At 60.2% G+C, this 14,588-nt stretch carries 14 protein-coding genes; 6 read left to right on the top strand and 8 right to left on the bottom strand.

Annotated features, from left to right (window positions below; all coding sequences use genetic code 11):
* On the bottom strand, positions 1-582 hold the full coding sequence (locus CRD13_RS07520; protein ID WP_016421514.1) for a peptide deformylase: 582 nt from the start codon (positions 580-582) through the stop codon (positions 1-3).
* A 201-nt stretch (positions 583-783) separates the two neighbouring features.
* On the opposite strand from CRD13_RS07520, the gene CRD13_RS07525 reads away from it, so the two are divergent.
* From CRD13_RS07525 to CRD13_RS07540, 4 genes are all read left to right on the top strand, one after another.
* Entirely contained in the window at positions 784-1,131 is a 348-nt protein-coding gene (locus CRD13_RS07525) for a DUF3263 domain-containing protein (protein WP_016421513.1), read from the top strand.
* 42 nt (positions 1,132-1,173) lie between these two features.
* Positions 1,174-2,097 (top strand): LytR C-terminal domain-containing protein, encoded by a 924-nt coding sequence (locus tag CRD13_RS07530; protein ID WP_222866685.1) that lies wholly within the window; start codon positions 1,174-1,176, stop codon positions 2,095-2,097.
* Between the two features lie 221 nt (positions 2,098-2,318).
* Positions 2,319-2,876, top strand: a complete 558-nt coding sequence (locus tag CRD13_RS07535) for a hypothetical protein (protein WP_049169906.1) — start codon at positions 2,319-2,321, stop codon at positions 2,874-2,876.
* 17 nt (positions 2,877-2,893) lie between these two features.
* Positions 2,894-4,117: a glutamate--cysteine ligase gene (locus tag CRD13_RS07540; RefSeq protein WP_069358946.1), complete on the top strand. Its 1,224-nt coding sequence runs from the start codon at positions 2,894-2,896 to the stop codon at positions 4,115-4,117.
* Positions 4,118-4,239: 122 nt separating this feature from the next.
* Here CRD13_RS07540 and CRD13_RS07545 read toward each other — a convergent pair whose 3' ends face one another.
* From CRD13_RS07545 to CRD13_RS07570, 6 genes are read right to left on the bottom strand one after another with little or no spacing between them, the layout of a single operon-like run.
* Complete coding sequence (locus tag CRD13_RS07545) at positions 4,240-4,590, bottom strand: monovalent cation/H(+) antiporter subunit G (protein ID WP_069358945.1); 351 nt, start codon at positions 4,588-4,590, stop codon at positions 4,240-4,242.
* Positions 4,587-4,997 (bottom strand): monovalent cation/H+ antiporter complex subunit F, encoded by a 411-nt coding sequence (locus tag CRD13_RS07550; RefSeq protein WP_069358944.1) that lies wholly within the window; start codon positions 4,995-4,997, stop codon positions 4,587-4,589. The genes CRD13_RS07545 and CRD13_RS07550 overlap by 4 nt, the downstream gene beginning before the upstream one ends.
* Entirely contained in the window at positions 4,994-5,599 is a 606-nt protein-coding gene (locus CRD13_RS07555) for a Na+/H+ antiporter subunit E (RefSeq protein ID WP_069358943.1), read from the bottom strand. Before CRD13_RS07555 ends, CRD13_RS07550 begins: the two co-directional genes overlap by 4 nt.
* On the bottom strand, positions 5,596-7,302 hold the full coding sequence (locus CRD13_RS07560) for a Na+/H+ antiporter subunit D (RefSeq protein ID WP_126108205.1): 1,707 nt from the start codon (positions 7,300-7,302) through the stop codon (positions 5,596-5,598). Before CRD13_RS07560 ends, CRD13_RS07555 begins: the two co-directional genes overlap by 4 nt.
* Positions 7,292-7,807 (bottom strand): Na(+)/H(+) antiporter subunit C, encoded by a 516-nt coding sequence (locus tag CRD13_RS07565; RefSeq protein WP_126108204.1) that lies wholly within the window; start codon positions 7,805-7,807, stop codon positions 7,292-7,294. The genes CRD13_RS07560 and CRD13_RS07565 overlap by 11 nt, the downstream gene beginning before the upstream one ends.
* The gene (locus CRD13_RS07570; RefSeq protein WP_187401499.1) at positions 7,804-10,983 is read right to left on the bottom strand and encodes a Na+/H+ antiporter subunit A; all 3,180 of its coding nucleotides are present in this window, start codon (positions 10,981-10,983) and stop codon (positions 7,804-7,806) included. Before CRD13_RS07570 ends, CRD13_RS07565 begins: the two co-directional genes overlap by 4 nt.
* Positions 10,984-11,268: 285 nt before the next feature.
* Here CRD13_RS07570 and CRD13_RS07575 point away from each other — a divergent pair, with 285 nt between their 5' ends.
* Together CRD13_RS07575 and CRD13_RS07580 are read left to right on the top strand one after the other, a co-directional pair.
* Entirely contained in the window at positions 11,269-12,078 is an 810-nt protein-coding gene (locus CRD13_RS07575; protein ID WP_035006260.1) for a metal ABC transporter ATP-binding protein, read from the top strand.
* Positions 12,075-13,841: a metal ABC transporter solute-binding protein, Zn/Mn family gene (locus tag CRD13_RS07580; protein WP_222865187.1), complete on the top strand. Its 1,767-nt coding sequence runs from the start codon at positions 12,075-12,077 to the stop codon at positions 13,839-13,841. The genes CRD13_RS07575 and CRD13_RS07580 overlap by 4 nt, the downstream gene beginning before the upstream one ends.
* Before the next feature lie 84 nt (positions 13,842-13,925).
* On the opposite strand, the gene CRD13_RS07585 is transcribed toward CRD13_RS07580, so the two are convergent.
* Positions 13,926-14,480 (bottom strand): hypothetical protein, encoded by a 555-nt coding sequence (locus tag CRD13_RS07585; RefSeq protein ID WP_048731724.1) that lies wholly within the window; start codon positions 14,478-14,480, stop codon positions 13,926-13,928.
* Between the last annotated feature and the right edge of the window lie 108 nt (positions 14,481-14,588).

Below are 14,588 nucleotides of genomic sequence, written 5' to 3' on the forward strand. Positions count from 1 at the left end.
CTAATCCTCGTGGCCGAACGGATCCGGATCCACGCCCGGCATCCAGGTCAGGCCGCCCTCGGTCCAACCGGCGCGCTTGATTTCCTTCTTGGCCATGCGCTTCCAACGACCGGTGAGGCAATCGGTGTAGAGGAACCCATCCAGGTGGCCGACCTCGTGCTGCATGCAGCGGGCGAAGAAACCGGTGGCCTCGATGCGGACCTCTTCGCCGTTTTCATCCAGGCCGGTGACAACAGCCTTCTCCGCACGGTTGGTGGGGAAGGACAGGCCGGGCACAGAGAGGCAGCCTTCGTCATCGGAACCGTCGTCGTTAGGCATGGTCTTCGGGATTTCACTGGTGGTCAGCACCGGATTGATGACGCAGCCGCGGTGCCAGACGTCGTCATCATCGGGGCAGTTGTAGACGAACAGACGCTTGCCGACGCCCACCTGGTTGGCAGCCAGCCCCACACCGTGGGCGCGGTCCATGGTTTCGTACATGTCCTCGATGAGCTCACGCAGCTCGGAGATGTCCTCGGTCACCGGCTGGGTAGGAGTGTGGAGAACGGGGTCTCCGGCAATCACAATGGGACGGATAGTCATGTCGCTGATTCTACTCGGCGTCCATCTTTTCTAAATCGCCTGGTGATGTCAGGGGTCTTGGAGACGTTGGGCGATGTCGGAAGTGGTATGTAGGGCTGGGTGGCTGAGCCTTACTATGTATCTTCACTAAGTATCTGCATAAGCAGTGTCGTGCAGAATAGAAAATCAGGGCGACTGAGAAGGAAAGCGGGGTGCAGAAAAATGGTGAGCAAGAAGCCCATAGGCGGCAGCCACGAACCTGAGACTGAGTTGCGGCCTGACTCATCCGAGCATCCCGGACTCGCGGGCGATACCGGCGGCATTGAGCCCATTTTGGCGCAGAAAATGCTGGATTTTGAGAAGGAATGGCTGAAAGTTGCCCGCCGTGGGCCGCGTATGGCCGGTGCGCGGCAGGAGGCAATTCGGCGTCGCTTTGCCGAGGACTTCGGCAACAACACAATCCGTTACCACCAGGTACTTTCGCGACTTCTCGATTCTCCGGCAGCCGAAGCGGCCGAACCCGTGTTGGTTCATCGGCTGCGCGCCGTGCGGGACAACCAAGACGCATAAGGTTCAAGTTTCACTTCACGGTTCGGCGGCAGAACATATAGGATGTGGGATGTGTCTGACCAACTAAACCCTCAGAATTCGCCGCGTCCGGGCCGTCATCGACTCGATGACGACTTCGACGACTTCGATGAGTACAGCGATTACGCGGAGGCTCCCGCCGCTGGCGGCGCCCATGCGTACTCCGAGCCGTCGGATGCTCAACACACAGCGCCAAGATCTGCGGCTCCCGCCGCTGGTGCAGCTGCTGCTGGTGCCACCGCCGCCTCTACCGGTGCCAGCGCTGGGACTGCTAGCAATTCCGCAGCTGCTGATGGTGTTGATGACGGCGACATCGGCGACGGTGCCGGTGATGGCCGCTACATGCGCGTTCTCGCTATCGTGCTGCTCGCTATCGGCGTGTGCCTGGTCGCCTACGGTGCCTATGCACTCAGCACACGTGGCGACGATGCCGAGAACACCGGCCAGAATGACACCTCGGCATCCGCTCCGGTTGACTCTGGTGCGCCTGCTGACTCGGCCAACGGCAGTGATCCGGCAAAGGATGGTGCTGCTGGAGATGGTGACGGCGAGGTTCCGCCGCCGCCACCGGCAAATGAGCCAGGCAAACCGGTTCCTCCCGCGGAGAATCCGCCGGCACAGGATGAGGCCAACGAAGCGCCACAGATTGACCGCAAGACTGTCAAGGTCAGTGTCCTGAATAACTCTGAGGTCGTGGGCCTCGCCGATGACCTGTCCAAGCAGATGGGCGAGCAGGGCTGGGGCGCCGGCGAGACCGGCAATGCTCCTGAAGAGAAGATGGGTGTGTGGGAGAAGACCACCGTCTACTTCGACCCGAGGAACGAAGAGGAAAAGGCCGCCGCTGAGCAGATCGCGCATGACAACGGTTGGGAAGCCGCACCTCGCGATGACCGCCTCCGGGACGCTCCGGCGGGAATCGTCGTGGTCGCCACTGACCCGGCTCACTAGACTCCCGGCCCACCAGGCTTTGGTCTCTCACTAAGGTTTGCGGCCTAAGCGTCAAAACCTGCCGCCGTGGTGCGAAGCCCCATAGCTTTCCAAGTCCCGCGTAAGCCACACATTTCATGGCCTACGCGGGGCTTTTGCATATTTTGCAGTCTCAAACAGATCACGGCTGAAAAAGGGGTACTAGTATTCTGCTAGTAGCCAGTGAGGTCTGTGAGGTTTTTATGTTCGCCGTAAAGCGTCGTCGTGTTGCTGTCGCCACCGCGTTGGGTTGTGCTGCAACACTGTTGGTGTCCTGCTCGGGGGTTGAATCCAGCAGCGACAAGGACGGGAACGCAGGCGCGTCGACAAGCACTGCGCCAGTGAGCGTAGATCCGGCTGCACCGAAGCTGACCGAGCGAGTCAGCGCCTATAACTTCATCCGAACAAACGACGACGGATCAATGAAAATGCTGGCAACTGTACAGGTCATGAGCGCCAAGGGATGGATGGGCCTTTCCGACGAAAAAGGTCAGTTCACTACCTTGGATAAGGGCAAGTACACAGTGCAGGCGCGTGGTGCATCTGGCTGCAGTGGCATCGGCAGCCCCGCAACCGAAGGGTTGGGTGTCATCGGCGAAGTGCACGTCGATGACAAACGGAATGCAGATGTCTGGAACGTTCCGTCCAAGGTGGATGAAGACAGTTTCACCACAGTTGCGCTTGTCGATTCCAACGGTGACCTTGCCTCGTGCGCAAAAACCGTCACCTGGACGGAGCCAACTGAGGAAAACGACTCCTAGTGTGAAAAAATAGCGGTATGACTGAGCAATTTTCCGGATCGGCGCAGCCATCTCTGGGAGTGGAATGGGAAGTGGCGTTCGTTGACCGACGAACGCGCGACACCGCCCCCGCTGCCGCCGAGGTGCTCGACATCATCGATGCGGAGCATCCCGGACATGGGCTCCAGCGAGAGTTCCTCGCCAACACTGTAGAGCTCGTCACCGGTGTGCACATGAACGTGCCCGATGCCGTAGCGGAGCTCCAAAGCCAGCTGGACATGGTTCTCGATGCCGCTGACCGCGTTGGGGTGGATGTGTGGTCATCGGGCTCGCATCCGTTCGCCCGCGGTACTGCTCAGCAGGTCAGTGCCAAGGGGCACTACTCCGAAATTATCAACCGCACTCAGTGGTGGGGGAACCAGATGATTATCTGGGGAGTCCACGTCCACGTAGGCATTAAAGACTCCGAACGCGTTTGGCCGATTATTCAGGCTCTGGCAACGAAGCTGCCGCACATGTTGGCGCTGTCTGCCTCCTCACCGGCCTGGAACGGCGAGGACATGGGTTACGCTTCCAACCGAAGCCTGCTCTACCAGCAGCTTCCCACCGCGGGTCAGCCGCCGGCGATTTACACGTGGCCCGAGTGGGAGTCCTACATGCACGACCAGTCCCGCTCCGGCGTCATCAATCACACCGGCTCGATGCACTTGGACATTCGCCCGGCATCAAAGTACGGCACCATTGAGATTCGTGTCGCTGACGCTACCTCTAACCTGCAGGAACTCGCCGCTATCGTGGCATTGACGCACTGCCTGACGGTTTACTACGACCGCATGTGGGAGGCTGGCGAGGAACTACCGTCACTGCAGTCCTGGCACATCGCCGAAAACAAGTGGCGCGCCGCTCGCTACGGGATGGACGCGTTGGTCATCGTCAATCGCGATACCGACGAGCGGTGGGTTCGCGATGAACTCCGTGAGCTTGTGGTTCAGCTCGCCCCGCTTGCCGACGAACTGGGCTGCCGAGCCGAACTGGAATTCGTCAACAACATCGTGGAAATGGGCGCGGCATACGAGCGTCAGCGCACTGTGGCGGATGCAGCCGGGGCGCTGCCTTCCATGGCTACCGAGGACGACGTACGAGCGAACGAAGAGCGCATTGGCCACACCCCGTGGCGGGCCGCTGTGGATCTTGCAGTGCAGGAACTGCGCGCCGGGCATCCGATAGCGCCTGCAGATTTCCACGAGCAGGTGAGCGACTAGCCGTCGTTAAGCGGTGTGTGCCTAGACAAAAATAGTGACTAGGCTTATAGCACTTTTGAGGTGCATAAACCTAGTCACTTTGTCATAAACCCAGTCAGTGACTTAAGGCCATTGTCCTCTCGTTATTCCCGGCTGTCATCGCGGGCCACGCTGTCCTCGTCGACGAGCCTCTCCTTGAACGCCTCGTGGCCAACGCGGTTACTAACAATCGGCGATGTACCCAGAGCAAACAGGATAATCAGGGTCAACAGAGCCAAGTCACTGCTAGTAGTTGTGTGAGCTGACGCGTGCGTGGCGACGTGTACAAGCGAGCCCGACAGCGTCAAAATTAGCCCCAGTGTTTGTGGCTTGGAGGATGCGTGCATCCGACTGATGGTGTCGCGGAAGCGTATCAATCCCACGGACGCTGCAACGCACAGTAGCATTCCGGTGAGAATCAGTGTGATGGCGATAATGTCTGCCACGAGAATCATTTGGATTCTCCCTTCGCTGTTTTCGGAGCCGTTGTCGGTGTTGCCTTAGGCGCCGCTTTCTGTGCGGTTTTCTTTGTGGCGACCTTTCCGGTTGCTTTCGTCGCACCCTTCCGGGAGCTCTTTGCGGGCTGCTTTCCGTCATCCGGAACACGGAACTTGGCGACCGCCAGCGAAGACAGGAAACCGAGCAGCGCAATGATGAGCATTGGGTAGACCACCGAAGTGTCCAAGCTCCAGGCCATGAACGCAGCGAGCATGCCCTGCAGCATTGCAGTCGTCGACTCCAGCGCCACCAGGCGGTCCAGCGAGTTTGGACCGGCAATCATGTGCCCGAGGGTAATCATCACCGCAATGAAATAGCCTGCGGCAGCCACTCCGAGCAGAGTGTTAAAAACTTCCGGGTTCATCGGCTACTCCTTTCGCTGCTCTTGTCACTGCTCACCTGGTTGTCACTTGGCACCGACTTGGTCGGTTGCTCGTTGACATCGCGGTTTTCAAACGCCCGAATAACCCGACGCTCGATTCGAGTCAGCTGGTTGATTTGCTCGGCTACCTTGCTCGTCGACGACGCGTCGAGAATGTGCATGGTCAGCGTCTTTTCCCGCTTGTCGATGTCCACGATGATTCCGCCCGGCTGCAAGTTAATCAGTGCCATTGCAGTCGTGAGCGAAATATCGTCATTGGTGCGCATAGGGACCTTGATGATGGCCGTCGGTGGTGGATCAGCTCGTCGGATGGCCAGCCAGGAGACACTGATTGAGGCCTTCACAAAGTCGATTGTCCAGGAACCGAACAGTCGCACCATGCCACCGAAGTTGATGTCCAGCGCGCTGTTTGGCGGGATAGGCATGGCGAGGTTGAGCAACGTGGCTACCAGGATTCCCGAAAGCACATTGGCAAATGTCACTTCGCCCCACAGCATGACCCAAATAATCAGCGTGAACAGGAACAACAGGATTGAAATACGCGGTGGTCGTTTTGCGGCCACCCTGGCGCGAGCTTTACTCATGAGCTTTCACCTGCTCCTTCCAACGTGCTGGTGGCATGTTCGGTCACCGGGTCCGACTCCCACGGGCTCTTGGTGCGGCCTGGGTTCTTCAGCTGCTCCAGTCCCTTGTCATCGGCCGAGTCGATACCGAGAACTGCCGCGCGGTACTCATCGACATTCGCGACATTGCTTGCCGCTGAGGTCGCCACATTGGACAGTGGACCGGCCAAAACAGTGACGCCCACGGAGGCAATCACCAGCAGGGCCGTCGGCATCACCATGCCGAGTGGCATCCTGCCGACGTCGTCACGCTCTGAGATAGCAACCATCTGAGTTTTTTCCCGAAGTGTGGCTGGGTGTGCCAGCACGGTGTCGCCCTCGGGGGCATCGGAACGGTCGCGCCAGAATGCCTTCGACCAGACGAGAATCATGGTGTAGAGAGTCAGCAGGCTGGTGATGATAGATCCCGCAACCAGGATCCACGCGGTGGCGGATCCGTTGTGCGCACCGGCCTCAATCAGCATGACCTTGCCCAGGAAGCCCGAGAACGGCGGGATACCACCGAGGTTGAGCGCGGGGACCAGGTATAGCAGCGCCAGCAGCGGCGACGACTTGGCCAGACCGCCCAGACTGCGCAGGGAGGACGAGCCCGCCTGGCGTTCGATAAGCCCGACCACCAGGAACAGCGCCGTCTGCACCAGAATGTGGTGGACGATGTAGAAGATGGCGCCGCCGAGGCCCAGCGTATTGCCGACGGCAATACCGAAGATCATGTAACCGATATGGGACACCAGCGTAAATGACAAGAGACGTTTGATGTCATTTTGGGCCATGGCACCGAGAATGCCCATGAGCATTGTCGCCAGGCCGGCCCACATCAGGACGTCGTCAAGCCTGCCGTCGGGGAAAACGACACTGCGCGTGCGGATGATTGCGTAGACACCCACCTTCGTCAGCAGACCCGCGAAGACCGCGGTGACCATCGACGGTGCGGTGGGGTAGGAGTCCGGCAGCCATGCCGACAGCGGGAACACCGCCGCTTTCACTGCGAAGGCGACGAGCAGCACTGCGAAGATTGCGGTGCGGGTGCCGTCGGGGATGGCTTCCATGCGCAGGGAAATGTGCGCGAAGTTCACCGTGCCGACCGCCTGATAAACCAGGCCAATCGCCAGCAGGAACACCATCGAGGACAGCATGTTGACCATCACATACGACACGCCTGCGCGAATGCGTGACGACGATGCCCCCAAGGTGAGCAGCACGTAGGAGGCTACGAGCAGAACCTCGAAACCGACATACATGTTGAACAGGTCGCCAGCCAGGAAGGCCATTGAGACACCCATGTTGAGCAGCATGTACGTCGGAACGAAGACGGAGATGGGCTCGTCTTCATCGCCATCGCTAATGCCCTGGCCGATGCCGAACCACATCACGGCGAAGAGGACGAGCTGCGAGACAGTAATCATCAACACTGCGAGGTTGTCGGCCACGAGTGTGATGCCGATTGGTGCGTCCCAGCCGCCAACCTGGACCGTGTGGATGCCGTGGGCATAAATCAGGTACACCAAGGCGCTGGCGACTCCCAGCAGGCTGCCGAGTGAAAACAGCGCGATCGCCTGCTGTGCTTTGGGAAAACGTGCCAGCAGCAGAGCAATTGCGGCGGTGGCGGCGGGGACGATGATAGGCAGCGGAATGAGTGCCAGAATTAGTTGCTCAGTCATCATCGTCGTCACCTCCTGGGGTGTTTGATGGTGGGGTCACGGGCTTTTCGAAACTGACCGGACCGAAGTTATCTCCGGCCTCCGTGGGACGACCGGTGGTGGGGTCGTCGGACTTGTCGTGATCCGGAGCAGCCGACGGGTCGCTGGCGCGACGCAGTGCCAGGTTGCGGTCCTCGTGGTCATCCTGCACGTGATCGCCGATGTGGTAGCGGTGCTGGCGATAGAGCAGAGCCAACAGGAAGGCGGTCATGCCCATAGAGATAACAATCGCGGTGAGGATAAAGGCCTGGGGCAGCGAGTCCGCCTGAGCATCGCTGACTAGCGATTCCCTATCCCAAATCGGTGGGCGCCCCGGCGAACCAGAGCCAAGCAGGATGAGCAGGTTGATACCGTTGCCCATCAGCAACAGTCCCATGAGCATCCTGGTCAACGAACGATCGAGGAACAGGTACACCCCGGCGGCGATCAGCGTGCCGACAGTAGCCAGCAGAACAAAATTGAGAATCACTGGTGAGTGTCCTTTCCTTCGGTCCTAGCTGGGGTGGTCGGTTGTGATGCCTCTGACTCGGTGGTGTTGGTCGCAGTCCGTGCATCTGCCGCTGTTTTGGCGCCTGCAGTCTTGGCACTTGCAGGCTTGGCACCGGTTGGCTTCGCACTTGCAGTCTTGGCGCCTGCGGACTTAACACCTGCGGGCTTAGCCGCCGCCAACTTGCTACGCAGCTGGCGGGACTGGCCGAGTGCGGCTCGATTCACACGACGTGAACGATCACGCTCAGCGCGAAGGTTTATCTGAGCATCGATGCCGCCGCCCAAACTGCGCAGGATGTAGACAATCGTGCCAACGACAATCATGTACACACCCAGGTCAAAGAGCATAGGGGAGACAACGGTGACGTCGCCGAGCAGCGGAATTTCCCGCGAGCCGTACCAGGAAGTCAGCGGAGCCCAACCCACGAACAGTGGCCATACGGCGCTAAGAGCCGACACCAGCAGACCGCCGCCGAGAAGTACCTCGGTAGGAATTGGCAGAGTTGCTGCCAGTTCACGATGCCCACCGATGAGATAACGCATGGTCAGTGCCAGCGCAGCCACGAGGCCACCTGCGAAGCCACCACCGACATCGTTGTGGCCGGCGAAGAAGAGGTAGATGGAAACCACCATCATGGCGGGGAAGAGCGCGCGCGATGCCACCAGAACCATGATTGGGTAGCGCAACCGCTCGGCTTCACCGGACTCATCGATGGTGTTCAACCAGCGGGTGTTGCGGCGAGCACGATTCCGCTGTGGCTTAATCTTTGAGCGCATGTGCATCGTGTGCGTGCGGAATACCAGCGAGGTAATCCCCAGCGCCACCATCACCAGCACGGTGATTTCACCGAAGGTATCCCAGGCGCGGATATCGACAAGAAGTACGTTGACCGCATTCTGGCCGTGCCCAATGTCGTGAGCCAGCGGCGGAATGTCGCCGGAGATTGGCTCAGTACGACGGGAGCCCATAGCGTAGGCGGCCAACACTGGGACAGTGACACCGACTGCGATGGCCAGCCATGCACGGTGTCGTATCCACCTCGGATTTGATGCCGGTGCCCGCGGCGAGAGCGTGCGCAGCACCAACACGAAAACAATCATTGAGACCGTCTCAACCAGCAGCTGCGTCAGAGCCAAATCAGGTGCACCGTACATGGCGAAGATAATGGCCAAGCCGTAGCCGGTCACACCTACCAGGATGACACCGGAGAGCCTGTTTTTCTGTTGGGTGGCGGCCAAAGCCGCGATGATCATAATCAACGCGACCGCGCCCTGCGGTGCAGAGTCCCACAGTTCCATCCGGAGCTCATCACGCTCACCGAGCAACAAGGCACCGATGGACAGCACGATGAGGGTCAGCAAAATGACCGCCTCATTCAACGGAAGGGAACCACGCTGGGTCGCAGCAGTGGCACGGAGAGAAAGACGGCGGGCCAAGTCCAGGATGCCGTCGTAAAGCGCATCGGCACTACCGAGAGCCGGCTGTTCAAACTGTAGCTGACGCACCAGTTTGCGCTGCCAGTGCATGATGCCACCTGTGATCAGAATTGTGGCTGTCAGCGCCAGAGGAAGGGTGAAACCGTGCCAGAGAGCCAGGTGCGATTCTGCTTCCGCATTCGGGTAGGCATTGGTGAGGTAGGGCGAGATAATCGAGTCGAGGACGCGGGGAACCAGGCCGAAAACCAAACCTGCCAGCGCCAACAGCCAAGCCGGGCCAATCTGATCCCACGTCGGGGAATCCATCTCTGCCACGGCAGGGGAAGTGCCACCGCCGCTGGCGTGGGTGCTGGACTTGGTCGCAAACGCGGCGCGCAGCAGGTACAGCGAGTACGCTACGGTCAGAATCGAACCCACGACGAGGCCAATGGTGGTAAACACCGACGGCATCCCATGCAGCGGATCAGCATTGAGCGTGGCCTCCAGCGCAGCTTCCTTGGCGACGAAGCCGAAGAACGGCGGCACACCCATCATCGATGCAGCGGCGAGAATCGAAATCACCAGCAACTGCGGCGACTTTCTACCGAGCCCAGAGAGCTCACGGATATCGCGCGTACCAGTCAGCCTGTCAATTGTGCCCGCGACCATAAACAGCGCGGCCTTGAACATGGCATGGCCGAGCGTCAGTGCCAGGGCTGCCAGCATCGTCGCACGCGTGCCTATCGACGCGACTGTGATGATGAATCCCAACTGGCTGACAGTGCCATACGCCATAATCAGCTTGAGATCCTTCTGGCGCAGGGCCATCCAGCCGGCCATGATCATGGTCAAGAGGCCGAGCGGGATGATGATTGGCTGCCACGCGTTGGTGTCATTGAAGGTCGGCGCGAGCCGGGCAACCAGGAACACACCGGCTTTGACCATCGCTGCCGAATGCAGGAAGGAAGAAACCGGGGTAGGGGCGGCCATTGCACCGGGTAGCCAGAAGTGGAAGGGCGCGATAGCGGACTTCGACAGCGCACCAACGACCAGCAGGATTGCGGCCGTGGATACTGCCGTGGAGTCCAGCTGTGCCGCTGTCAGAGCGCCAGGCGCGGTGAGTTCGGAGAAGTTCCAGAAACCGGTGGTCACTCCCATCAGAACGATACCGACCAGCATGATGAGGCCACCCAGCGTCGTGACCAGGAGCGCCTGGCCTGCTGCGCGACGGGAGGAGGCGCGCTCGGCGTAGTAGCCCACCAGGAGGAAGGACAGAACCGAGGTAATTTCCCAGAAGACGAACATCAGCATGATGCTGTCGCTGATGACCAGGCCGTACATCGCCGCAGCGAAGGCGATCATTTGGGCTGCGAAGGAACCTACGCGGCGACGTTTGCCGAGTGGCGGGTTGATGAAGTAACCGGAGCAGTACACCAGTACGAGAAAGCCGATGGTCAAAACCAGCGTGCCGAAGAGCGATTCAATAGGACCTAATCGCAGGTTTACATCCAAGTGGATAATGGGCATCCACGAAAAATGCGTGACGGCGGGTTGCGTGAGTGCGGAAGTTTCCCCGTTGCCATTGTCTAGAGCTAAGCGAACGAGATGGGTGCCGGTGTAGATGGCACCGCCTGCCAGCGGGAGGCTGAGTACGAGGAACCCGCGGGTTCCGAGCCACTTAATCGTCCATGGTGCAAGCGCTGCCGTAACGAACAGGATGCACAGGAGAGAAGTCACTATTCCATAATGATTGGAACACGCCAGTTCATGCAACCCCGTTTTAGGGACTTAAGCATTTGAAGCGGTGTTAACCGAGTGTGTGAAAACGGTCAATTGTTTCTGGGAAAGTGAAAATTTGGGGGTGAGTTGTGGGGGGCGGAAGTTGGGCATTTTTTGGGGCTTGAGCGGCTGACTGCTCAAGCCCCAAATCAGTGCCATTACTGCCCCCCCCCAACACCACCCCACCCCAAAGGTCAATACATTGAACTTGGTGATTCATTGAACTGACCACTATTCTTGGCTGCCATGAGTATTAGCGTCCAGAACTTGAGCGTGAGCTACGGCGCGAACACCGCGATTCGGAACATCAGCTTCACCCTCGACTCCCCCGGCATGCACGGCATCATCGGCCCCAACGGCTCAGGCAAATCCACCCTCATGAAGGCGATGCTCCAGATCCTGGACAAACACAACGTCCACGGCACAGGCCCCACCGGCGCCCCTGCCGGCTACCCCGTCACCCTCGACGGCAAGGCCCCCGCCGAGCAGCGCCGCGCAATCGCTTATATCGAGCAGCGCTCTGACCTCGACCGCAACTTCCCCACCAGCGTCTTCGACACCGTCCTGATGGGCACTTACCCGCGCCTGGGTCTTTTCCACCGCCCCGGCAAGGCCGAACGCGAAGCAGCCACCCAGGCTCTCAAGGACGTCGACATGTGGGACTTTCGCCACCGCCACATCAGCGAACTCTCGGGCGGACAGTTCCAGCGCGTCCTCTTTGCCCGCGCCATCGTCCAGGACGCGGAGTACATCTTCCTGGACGAGCCCTTCGTCGGCATCGACGTCCCCAGCGAGAAGACGATCGTGACCCTGCTGCGGCAGATGGCGGACGCGGGCAAGCACGTCGTCGTCGTGCACCACGACATGAACACGGTGCGCGGCTACTACAACGACCTCATCGTCCTCAACGGCGAGCTCGTCGCGGCGGGTCCCACCGAGGAGGTCTTCGTCCCCGACGTGCTGCAGAAGGCCTTCGGCGCGCTCGTCATCCGCGAGCCGTCAGCACCAGCCCACCCCACGCCACGGCAGGCAGCCCTCCAGGAGGAGACAGCATGATCGCGGAGTTCCTCGACTCACTACTCAGCCACGGCTACCTGCAAAAAGCGCTGATCACCTCGGTGATCGTGGGCGTGGCCTGCGGCATCGTCGGCAGCTTCATCGTGCTGCGCGGCATGGCCCTGATCGGCGACGCCATCTCGCACGCCGTACTACCGGGGGTCGCGGCCTCCTACCTGCTCGGCACGAACCTCTTCCTCGGGGCGGTGGTCGCGGGTCTACTCGCCACACTGGCGATCGGGCTGATCAGCGAACGCTCCACTGTGAAGAACGATTCGGCGATCGGCATCGTCTTTTCCACCTTCTTCGCGATCGGCGTGCTGCTCATGGCGAAAGCGCAGACGGCGACGGATCTGACGGAGATCCTCTTCGGCAACGTCCTGACCGTTCAGGACGCCGACCGCAACCTCTCGATCGGTATTGCCGCTGCCGTGCTGATTCTCACGCTGGTCTTTTACAAGGAGCTCAAGCTCAGCACCTTCGACCCCGTCATGGCGCAGTCGGCTGGCGTGCCCGTGCGGGCAATCCACTACGGGCTGATGGTGGTGCTCACGCTGGTGACGGTCATTTCCCTGCAGACGGTGGGCGTGATCCTGGTGGTCTCCCTGCTGATCACTCCGGCGTCGGCGGCGTACCTGCTGACGAACCGGCTGGGAGTGATGATCGGGCTTTCAGTGGCGATCTCGGCGCTCAGCTCCGTAGTGGGGCTGTTCCTGAGCTATAGCTACAACGTGTCCTCCGGCGTGACGATCGTGCTGACCGCCAGCGCGCTGTTCCTGCTGGCTTTCCTCTTCGCGCCAGGCAAGGGACTGATTGCTCGCTCGCTGGGCAATAAGCCACTGGCCGCGCTGTTGGCCCTCCTGGTGGGCGGTGCCCTCGTGTTCGGGGCCGTGACCTTCTCGACGGAGGAGAAGGCAGACGGTGAGCAGCTGAACGTCGTCACCACCTTCACGCTGCTGGCGGACCTGGTGGAGGAGATCGGCGGCGAGGCGGTGGACGTCCATAACCTCGTGCCGACCGGCACGGACCCGCACGACTACGACCCCCTGCCCGCGGACCTGGATGCGACGAGCGACGCCGACCTGCTGTTCTACAACGGGCTGAACCTCGAGGGCGGTGAGCACGGCTGGCTCGCGAAACTGAAAAACACCGCGGGCCTGGACGATTCCCAGATGGTCGAGGCCACCAAGGGCGTGGAACCGAAGTACCTCAAGGACGAAAAGGGCAATCAGGAGATCAACCCGCACGCCTTCCTGGACCCGACCGTCGGCATCGCGATGGCCGAGAACGTGACCGCGGCGCTGGCCGAGGCCCTGCCCGAGCGTGCCGAGCACATCGAGGAGAAGGGGGCGGAGTACAAGGCCATGCTGGAGAGCATCGACGCCGACTACCGCGAGCAGATCGGTGCGCTGCCGAAGGAGGATCGTGTGCTCGTGGCCAGTGAACATGCCTTCCAATACATGGTCGACACCTACGGCATGGAGCAGCTGTATATCTGGCAGATCGACACGGATGAAAACGGCTCCCCCGCGCAGATCGGACACCTCGTGCGCCAGCTGAAGGACAAGCGCCCGAAGCACCTGTTCGTGGAGTCGAACGTGGATACGCGCCCCATGAAGACCGTCTCGAAGGAGGCCGGGATTCCGATCTTCGACGAGCCACTGCACTCCGATGAGCTCGGCAAGCCGGGCACGGTCGCGGGAACCTACGAGGATTTCCTGCGCAGCAACTTGAAGACCATGATCGCGGGGCTGAAGCGCTAAAACGCGAATGCTCGAGGCCCACATGCGTTGGGCTTCCCCGGTCGCATTCCCCCCCCCGTTTACTAAACGAGCAGCATCCGCGTCCTACCCATGCAGGCGGTTAGCAGCGCAGACCAAAGCGGAGAGCACGGAAGCCTCCGGAGTCTGGCCGAAGCCCATGGTCCACACATGGTCATTGTTGTGACCTGCATAGACAAAGGTAGCGGTAGCTTCGAAGATTTCGAACTGGTGGAATTCCACGATTTCCACGCGGTAACCTGCATCAGCCAGCAGATTAGTGCAAGCCGACACCGGCCCCATAGCGGTAATCTCCTGGGTGAAGGTGTGGGTGTGGTCGTCCTTGTCGGTCAGTGTTAAGTCAGCGTTGAAATTCCAGCGCCCCAGGGTGCCGCGGGTTGCCTCGAAATTCTTGATCTGAACCGGGCCGCTCGTGGGGGAGTAGGTGTCCTTGAACTTCTGCCAGTTCATGCCACGAGCTTCTTGCCTTAAGCCTCGAGGCAGGCGATGTCCGAATCGAGCCCTAAATGGATCGTCGGAATAAGTTCGCACATTGCCGTCGTCCTGGTGCTCCAACGAAGGGCGCTTGCCCGTGAACGTCGTCGAAGTGGACATGTTCTTCTGGGTGCGAGTGGGAAACATTCTTTTCTGGTCCTTTGCTTAGTTGCTTTTGCTGTGAGTGGCGGACCAACCAAGTGCTTTGAGAAGTTGCGGCCAGAGACCCCGTGTGGAGGGGTCAGTCCTGTCGGC

It is taken from the genome of Corynebacterium sp. LK26 (genome assembly GCF_014335085.1).
GTDB classification, from domain to species: Bacteria; Actinomycetota; Actinomycetes; order Mycobacteriales; family Mycobacteriaceae; genus Corynebacterium; species Corynebacterium jeikeium_D.

Coding starts and splice junctions, on each gene's coding strand:
- CRD13_RS07585 (WP_048731724.1), bottom strand. CDS start 14,480: ATGTTTCCCACTCGCACCCAGAAGAACATGTCCACTTCGACGACGTTC.
- CRD13_RS07535 (WP_049169906.1), top strand. CDS start 2,319: ATGTTCGCCGTAAAGCGTCGTCGTGTTGCTGTCGCCACCGCGTTGGGT.
- CRD13_RS07575 (WP_035006260.1), top strand. CDS start 11,269: ATGAGTATTAGCGTCCAGAACTTGAGCGTGAGCTACGGCGCGAACACC.
- CRD13_RS07525 (WP_016421513.1), top strand. CDS start 784: ATGGTGAGCAAGAAGCCCATAGGCGGCAGCCACGAACCTGAGACTGAG.
- CRD13_RS07540 (WP_069358946.1), top strand. CDS start 2,894: ATGACTGAGCAATTTTCCGGATCGGCGCAGCCATCTCTGGGAGTGGAA.
- CRD13_RS07580 (WP_222865187.1), top strand. CDS start 12,075: ATGATCGCGGAGTTCCTCGACTCACTACTCAGCCACGGCTACCTGCAA.
- CRD13_RS07520 (WP_016421514.1), bottom strand. CDS start 582: ATGACTATCCGTCCCATTGTGATTGCCGGAGACCCCGTTCTCCACACT.
- CRD13_RS07550 (WP_069358944.1), bottom strand. CDS start 4,997: ATGAACCCGGAAGTTTTTAACACTCTGCTCGGAGTGGCTGCCGCAGGC.
- CRD13_RS07545 (WP_069358945.1), bottom strand. CDS start 4,590: ATGATTCTCGTGGCAGACATTATCGCCATCACACTGATTCTCACCGGA.
- CRD13_RS07530 (WP_222866685.1), top strand. CDS start 1,174: ATGTGGGATGTGTCTGACCAACTAAACCCTCAGAATTCGCCGCGTCCG.
- CRD13_RS07555 (WP_069358943.1), bottom strand. CDS start 5,599: ATGAGTAAAGCTCGCGCCAGGGTGGCCGCAAAACGACCACCGCGTATT.
- CRD13_RS07560 (WP_126108205.1), bottom strand. CDS start 7,302: ATGATGACTGAGCAACTAATTCTGGCACTCATTCCGCTGCCTATCATC.